Origin of the sequence: Streptomyces hokutonensis (genome assembly GCF_000376565.1) — a bacterium.
Lineage (GTDB): Bacteria > Actinomycetota > Actinomycetes > Streptomycetales > Streptomycetaceae > Streptomyces > Streptomyces hokutonensis.
On the sequence record NZ_BARG01000125.1, the window covers coordinates 21,266 to 27,684 of the forward strand.

The following is a 6,419-nucleotide window of genomic DNA, read 5'->3' on the forward strand; positions in this document are numbered from 1 at the left end:
GTCAGTTGGCCCGCTTCCGGCGCAGGACCTCGATGAGACGGTCGTCGTCGAGGAGCGCCAGTTGCGCGACACCGGCCATGTCGCTGGTGTCGGTGGTGTCGGCCGTACCGGTTATGCCGGTCAGTGTGGATTTACGTGCGTGCATGGCCGCGATGTGCTCCTCGACCGTCGTCCCGGTGGTCAGTGTGGTGATGGTGACCGTGCGGGTCTGCCCGATGCGGTGGACGCGGTCGGAGGCCTGGGCCTCGACGGCCGGGTTCCACCAGCGGTCGAAGTGGATGACGTCGGCCGCGCGGGTGAGTGTGAGCCCGGTGCCGCCGGCCTTCAGGCTGAGCACCATCACCTGCGGGCCGTCGGGGGACTGGAAGCGGCGGACGAGGTCGGAGCGCTGGTCCTGTCGCAAACCGCCGTGGAAGAACGGCACTTCGATCCCGAACTGTTCCGCGCAGTGCCGTACCAGCAGTTCACCGGTCCGGACGTACTGCGTGAAGATCAGGGTGGGCGAGCCGGTTTCGAGGTTGTTGGCCACGATGTCGGTGCAGAGGTCGAGCTTTCCCGACCTGCCCGCCAGCTCGTCCCTGCCGTTCCTGCCGTTCCTGCCGTCCCCGCCGTCCCCGCCGTCCCCGCCGTCCCCGCCGTCCAGGTCGTCGGTGAGCAAGGCCGGATGGTTGCAGACCTGTTTGAGCGCGGTCAGGGCCGCCAGCACCTTGGTGCGGCGCTGCGCCCCGCTGCCGAAGCCGTCGTCGACGACCTGGTCCAGGACACGGTCGTACGACCGCTGCTGTTCCTCGGTGAGGTCGCAGATCAGGTCGGCGTGGATCTTGGCCGGGAGCGAGCCGGCGACCTGGGCCTTCTTCCGCGCCAGGACGACCGGTTCGATCACCCCGCGCAGTCGGGCCGCGGCGGCGACGGAGCCCTCCGCGATCGGCCGGACGAAACGGCGGCGGAATTGCGTCCTGTTTCCGAACTGGTGCGGTGCGACCAGGTTGAGCAGTGCCCAGAGTTCTTCGAGGTGGTTTTCCACGGGTGTTCCGGTCAGGGCGATCCGGGTGTCGGCCACAAGGGTCCGCGCGGCTTTCGACACCTGGGTACGGGGGTTCTTCAGGACCTGTGCCTCGTCGAATACGGCGGTGATCCACCGCTGTTCCGTCAGGGCGGGGCCGTGGAGGCGCAGGGTCGGGTAGCCGGTGAGGACGACCGTGCCGGCGGCCACCGTCTCCAGTGGGCCGCCGCGCCAGGTCGTCGTCCGGAGGGCGGGGGCGAACCGCTCGATCTCGTGGGCCCAGTTCCCGACCAACGACGTGGGACACACGACCAGTTGGGGGCCTTCCGCGGCCCGTCCGGTGAGGTAGCCGATGGCCTGGAGCGTCTTGCCGAGCCCCATCTCGTCGGCGAGCACCGCGCCGCCGTGCGCGTCGGCGGTCTCCCGCAGCCAGCTCACCCCGCGCACCTGGTACGGCCGTAGCGCGGCGGTGAGTGCGGCGCGCAGTTCGGTGGCTACGGCGCGGGTGTGGCGGAAGACGGCCACGGCGTGGGCCGCGGACGTGACGGCGACACCGGTGGCGTCGGGGACGGCGTGCGCCGCGATCGGGAGGGGCGCGTCGCCGCCCGCGAGCAGTTGCCGCCAGGCAGCCACCGAACGGCCGGGCGCGTCGAGGGGCGTGTCGGCGAGCCGGTCCGGCTCGAGGAGCGCGCAGTCGACGTCGGTCACCTCGAACCCGTCGAGGTCCGGGGTCGGGACGACCAGAGCGATGGCCTCGACGTCATCGGCGGGCGGGGCCGTGGAGACGGCCCCGCCCGACCAGTTCCACAGGGCGAACATGTGCCGGTCGGGCAGATAAGTGGCCTGCACGAAGAAACAACCTCGGGTGCGCTCGAATAAAGAACTGACGCCTGGAAGGTAGGGAACGAAAAGCCTCCTGTCAATTCCATTCCCTCATGAACCAGCGCACCCCCAGAGGAAGTTACAGGGACCACACCACCCCTCACCTGTCAACTAATTCAAGAGAAATAGCGGACCGTTTCATAAATCCGCCGAGGACATATCGAAATCCGTTTTGTCAATTCCCGATCCGGCGGAGTCGTCGCCCGGACGACAGCGGGCGTGTCAGGATGATGATCTGACAGCCACTCACCAAGACGGAGCCTGGCCTCATGACCTCTCCCAGCGGGGACGGCAGTGGCGCCCAGCCACTGATCATCGACACCAGCAAGCCCCACCCGGCGCGGATGTACGACTACTTCCTCGGGGGGAAGGACAACTACCCGGTCGACCGGGACGCCGCCGAGCAGTTCATCAAGGCCGCTCCCGAGGTGCGGGAGGGTGTCCGGGCCAACCGGCGCTTCATGCACCGGGCCGTCCGGCACGTGGTGGAGGAGGGCGGGGTGCGGCAGATCCTCGACATCGGCACCGGGCTGCCCACCGAGCCGAACGTCCACCAGATCGCGCACGCCGTCGCCCCGGACACGCGGATCGTCTACGTCGACAACGACCCGATCGTCAGCACCCACTCGATGGCCCTCATGGAGGGCACCGACACCTCCGTCATCCTGGCCGACCTGCGCGATGCCCGCGCCATCCTCGACCACCCCGAGGTCCGCAAGGCGATCGACTTCGACCAACCGGTGGCCGTACTGCTGGTGGCGGTCGTGCACTTCCTCGCCGACGACGGGGACCCCTACGGCATCGTCGCCACCCTGCGCGACGCGCTGCCGGCCGGTTCCTATCTCGTCCTGTCCCACGCCACGGGTGACGTCCACGAGGACCAGCGCGAGGAGGCGGCGTCCGTCTACAACCGCGCCACCGCCACCCTCAACCTCCGCACCCACGCCCAAGTCCTGGACTTCTTCGGCGACTTCACCCTCGTGGACCCGGGCCTGGTCCGGGTCACGCACTGGCGGCCCGAGGAGACTCCAGACCCGGGCGCCGCACCGATCGGCATCTACGGCGGGGTGGCCCGGAAGGATAGGTAGTGGGCGACCGCTAGTCGCCCACCGTGATCGTTCTGCCCTGTCGGCCCGGCAGTGAGAAGCCCAGCACGGTACTCGTGTCGCGCAGGGCTTCCGGGAGGGCGCCTGCGGCGCCGATGCCCCGGGCGCGTTCGAGGCGTTGGGGGCGGGTCATGGTGAGGCCGAAGTCCTTCGTCAGGTCGGCGCCGTCCAGCAAGTCGCAGAGGAACAGCATGTGTTCGTCCAGCGGCACCTGTTCGGCGCGGACGGCACAGACGCCGTCGATCAGGGCGGTGTGGAGGGCGGTGTCCGGGTGGTGGCGTGTTCTGGTGAGCAGGGTGCCGGGTCTGTGCCGTAGTACGCCTCGCTCGACGAGTGCGCTCGTGTGCAGCGCGAGTGCTTCCCGGCCGCGTTCCCTTAGCCAACGGGTCACCGTGAGGGGGCGAGGGGTGAGGGCGGAGGTACGGGTCCACAGGGCCGCCAGCAGGTCTTCCGCCCAAGTCAGGCCTGCGTGGGGCGTGTTGGGCGTGTTGGGCGTGTTGGGCGACAGCTCTATCTCGCCACGGAGTTGGTAGATGTCGACGCCCAGTTTCCTGGTCTTCCTCGGCCTGACCAACAGCCTTCTCCGCAGGGCCAATTCACCGAGTTCCGCCGCCGCGCAGCCGGCTGCGGTCTGCCGGGAGTTGGGCACCCTGCCGTTCTCGCCGTACGACAGCAGGGCGAACTCCTCGGGCAGGGACAGTCGTTGGAGCGGCGTGGGTCCGAACACGCGGTGCATTCTGCACGGCGGGGCGTTCGTGCGTGGTCCTTCTCCTCTCCCACGGCCGTGACGGTGGAGCCACCTACACCCCCCACCCGGTAGCCCACCCCCTCGTGGCGGTGCCCCGCCGGCGGGATCGTAGATCTCAGAAGGCCAGAGCCAAGGCCGAGGTCAACGGCCCACCGGAAGGAACCCGACATGCCGCACGCCACCGCCGTCTCCCTCGCGAAGAACACCCGCACCGCCCAGCCGTCGGCGGCCGCTCCCCGGCGGACCCCGCGCTCCACGCCCCGCGTGATGCCCCTCTGGCAGGCGATGGCCCACCTGTTCGCCCCGGTCGAGAGTGCGGAGAGCGCCGTACGGCCCTGAACCCGACGTCACTCCCAGTGCACCCGGCGTTCACATCCCCCGCGAAACATGCGGCTCATGAGACGTGTCACCCTCGCCGCGGTCCTCGGCACGGCCGCGCTGCTGGCCACCCCGTTCGCCGCTCAGGCCGCCCCCGGCGGCAGCGCCCACACCGACAGTTACGGTACGAAGGCCGTGTACGCGCCGGAGCAGGACTCCCGGTCGTATCAGAAGGCCCCGGCCGGTTTCACCCCCGTCTTCACCGAGAACGTGTCCCGGCACGGCTCGCGCTCCGCGACCGACAGCGAGGACGGCGACCTGATCCTCGCGCTGTGGAACAAGGCCGAGGCGGAGGGCCAACTCACCGCGAAGGGACGGGAGTTCGGGCCGAAGACGCAGGCCCTCGAAGCCGCGATGAGCACGATCGGCTACGGCAACCTCAGCGCGCGCGGCAAGGCCGAGATCCAGGCCACCGCGACCCGCATGGCGAAGCGGCTGCCGACCCTCTTCGCCTCGATCGCGAAGGACAAGGAGCCCATCGACGTCGTCAGTTCGGGACAGGGACGCGCCGTCGACAGCGCCAACCTCTACGGCGCCGCCCTCGCCCAGAGCGACCCCGACCTCACCTCCCTCATCGGCGCGACCCGTACCGACAAGGACCTCCTCTACTTCCACAAGGCCGCCGGCGGTGCCGCGTACCGCGACTACATCGCCAACGACCAGCGGCTGGCCACCACCCTGACGTCCATCACCGACCAGCCCAGGACCCACCGTGCCGCCCGCGACGTACTGAGGAAGCTCTTCAAGCCCGCGTTCGTGGACCGGATCACGGCGGGCGAGTTCGCGTCGATCGGCACGGACGTCGAGGCCGCCACCGCCGTCTACGACCTCTACGCCATCGCCCCCGCGATGAGCGAGGAGAGCCCGGGCGGCAAGGGCTGGGGCATGGACCGGTACATCTCGGCGCGCGACGCCGACTGGTTCGGGTACGTCTCCGACGCCGAGGACTTCTACGAGAAGGGGCCGGGCTTCGCGGACAGCGACATCACGTACAAGATGGCCGGCGTCCTGCTCGACGACTTCTTCAAGAAGGTCGAGGCCAAGCGCGACGGCACGAGCGACCTGGGCGCGGAACTCCGGTTCACCCACGCCGAGGAGATCATCCCGCTGGCCGCGCTGATGGGCCTGCCGGGGAGCACGAAGGCCGTCACGGTCGAGCAGCCGTACACGTACGCCACGAACCCCTGGCGCGGCGCCGCCGTCGCCCCGCTCGGCTCGAACATCCAGTGGGACGTCTACCGCAAGGGCAGCACCTACCTCGTGCGCATGCTCTACAACGAGAAGGAGACCGCGTTCAAGGCGGGCTGCCGTCCGGTCTCGAAGGGCAGCAAGTTCTACGACCTGAACGAGCTGGAGCGCTGCTTCGGCCGCACGCCCTCCAACGGCTGACCGCCGCCCGCACCGGTACCGGCCGGCTCTACGACGGCTCCGCGCTCCCCCGGGCGCGGGCCGCCGCCGCGAACTCCCGGCCCCGCATCCCGGCCCGCCGGTACGCGGCGATCGCGGCCGGGTTGTCGGCGTCCACCATCAGCGCGGCCCGCCCGTACTCCCGCACCAGCGCGTCGACGACGAACCGCGACACGGCCACACCCAGCCCACGCCCCCGCGCCTCCGGCCGCGTCACGACCCCGGCCATGAAGCCGCACCCGCCCCCGGACCAGGCGTCCCCGGCCACGGCGAGCAACACACCGCCTCGGCCGTAGGCACCGGCCCAGCGGCGGGCTCCGGGGCGGCCGGGTCGGGCGTACGAACCGGGGAACGAGTCCTCGAAGAGCGCCACCGCCTCCCGCTCCCCCTCCGCGTCGAGCCACCCCACGCCCTCCGGGACGACGGACGGCGACTCCGCCGTCTCCATCCACAGGAACCCGGGACCACCGGCGCCCACCAGCCCGGGAATCCCCCGCACCAGCGCGCCGATCAACTCCGCGTCCCCGAACGGACGGTAGCCCGGCCCGACCTCCGCCAGAACCTCGTCCCGTACGAGGACCAGCGCGTCGTCCACCTCCCCGCCGACCGCGATCCGGTCCCGCCCGGACAGCCCGGGACTGACCACGGCGGTCGCCGAGCCTCGCCGGAAGACACGGACACCGGGGCCGGGGCGGCCGTCGGGGCGGAGTTGCGCGGCCCAGAGCAGATGCCCCGGGTTGTCGGGCAGCAAGTGCGGGGCCCCGACTGGACGACCGGCATGGTCGGGCAGCAACTGCCTACCCTCCACCGGACGACCGGCGTCATCGGGCAACAACTGCCCAGCCCCCACAGGACGACCGCCATCGTCAGCCCTCAACTGCCCACCCTCCACCGG

Annotated in this window: 6 protein-coding genes; 3 read left to right on the top strand and 3 right to left on the bottom strand. The window is 70.4% G+C overall.

Translation table 11 applies throughout. The annotated features are described in order from the left end of the window. Window position 1 precedes the first annotated feature (1 nt). Window positions 2–1,852, bottom strand: a complete 1,851-nt coding sequence (locus tag SSP08S_RS52775; RefSeq protein WP_019075729.1) for a DEAD/DEAH box helicase — start codon at window positions 1,850–1,852, stop codon at window positions 2–4. A 302-nt stretch (window positions 1,853–2,154) separates the two neighbouring features. Between SSP08S_RS52775 and SSP08S_RS52780 the strand changes: the two genes are divergently transcribed. Next, a complete protein-coding gene (locus tag SSP08S_RS52780; protein ID WP_019075730.1) occupies window positions 2,155–2,973 on the top strand; it encodes an SAM-dependent methyltransferase in 819 nt (272 codons plus the stop codon). Window positions 2,974–2,983: 10 nt separating this feature from the next. Here SSP08S_RS52780 and SSP08S_RS52785 read toward each other — a convergent pair whose 3' ends face one another. Continuing rightward, the gene (locus SSP08S_RS52785; protein WP_019075731.1) at window positions 2,984–3,727 is read right to left on the bottom strand and encodes a GPP34 family phosphoprotein; all 744 of its coding nucleotides are present in this window, start codon (window positions 3,725–3,727) and stop codon (window positions 2,984–2,986) included. A 180-nt stretch (window positions 3,728–3,907) separates the two neighbouring features. On the opposite strand from SSP08S_RS52785, the gene SSP08S_RS62310 reads away from it, so the two are divergent. Beyond that, the gene (locus SSP08S_RS62310) at window positions 3,908–4,078 is read left to right on the top strand and encodes a hypothetical protein (RefSeq protein WP_019075732.1); all 171 of its coding nucleotides are present in this window, start codon (window positions 3,908–3,910) and stop codon (window positions 4,076–4,078) included. Window positions 4,079–4,135: 57 nt separating this feature from the next. Beyond that, on the top strand, window positions 4,136–5,506 hold the full coding sequence (locus SSP08S_RS52795; RefSeq protein ID WP_019075733.1) for a histidine-type phosphatase: 1,371 nt from the start codon (window positions 4,136–4,138) through the stop codon (window positions 5,504–5,506). A gap of 28 nt (window positions 5,507–5,534) precedes the next feature. Here SSP08S_RS52795 and SSP08S_RS52800 read toward each other — a convergent pair whose 3' ends face one another. Further along, window positions 5,535–6,275 (bottom strand): GNAT family N-acetyltransferase, encoded by a 741-nt coding sequence (locus SSP08S_RS52800; protein WP_019075734.1) that lies wholly within the window; start codon window positions 6,273–6,275, stop codon window positions 5,535–5,537. Window positions 6,276–6,419: the final 144 nt, after the last annotated feature.

Coding starts and splice junctions, on each gene's coding strand:
- SSP08S_RS52780 (WP_019075730.1), top strand. CDS start 2,155: ATGACCTCTCCCAGCGGGGACGGCAGTGGCGCCCAGCCACTGATCATC.
- SSP08S_RS52785 (WP_019075731.1), bottom strand. CDS start 3,727: ATGCACCGCGTGTTCGGACCCACGCCGCTCCAACGACTGTCCCTGCCC.
- SSP08S_RS62310 (WP_019075732.1), top strand. CDS start 3,908: ATGCCGCACGCCACCGCCGTCTCCCTCGCGAAGAACACCCGCACCGCC.
- SSP08S_RS52795 (WP_019075733.1), top strand. CDS start 4,136: ATGAGACGTGTCACCCTCGCCGCGGTCCTCGGCACGGCCGCGCTGCTG.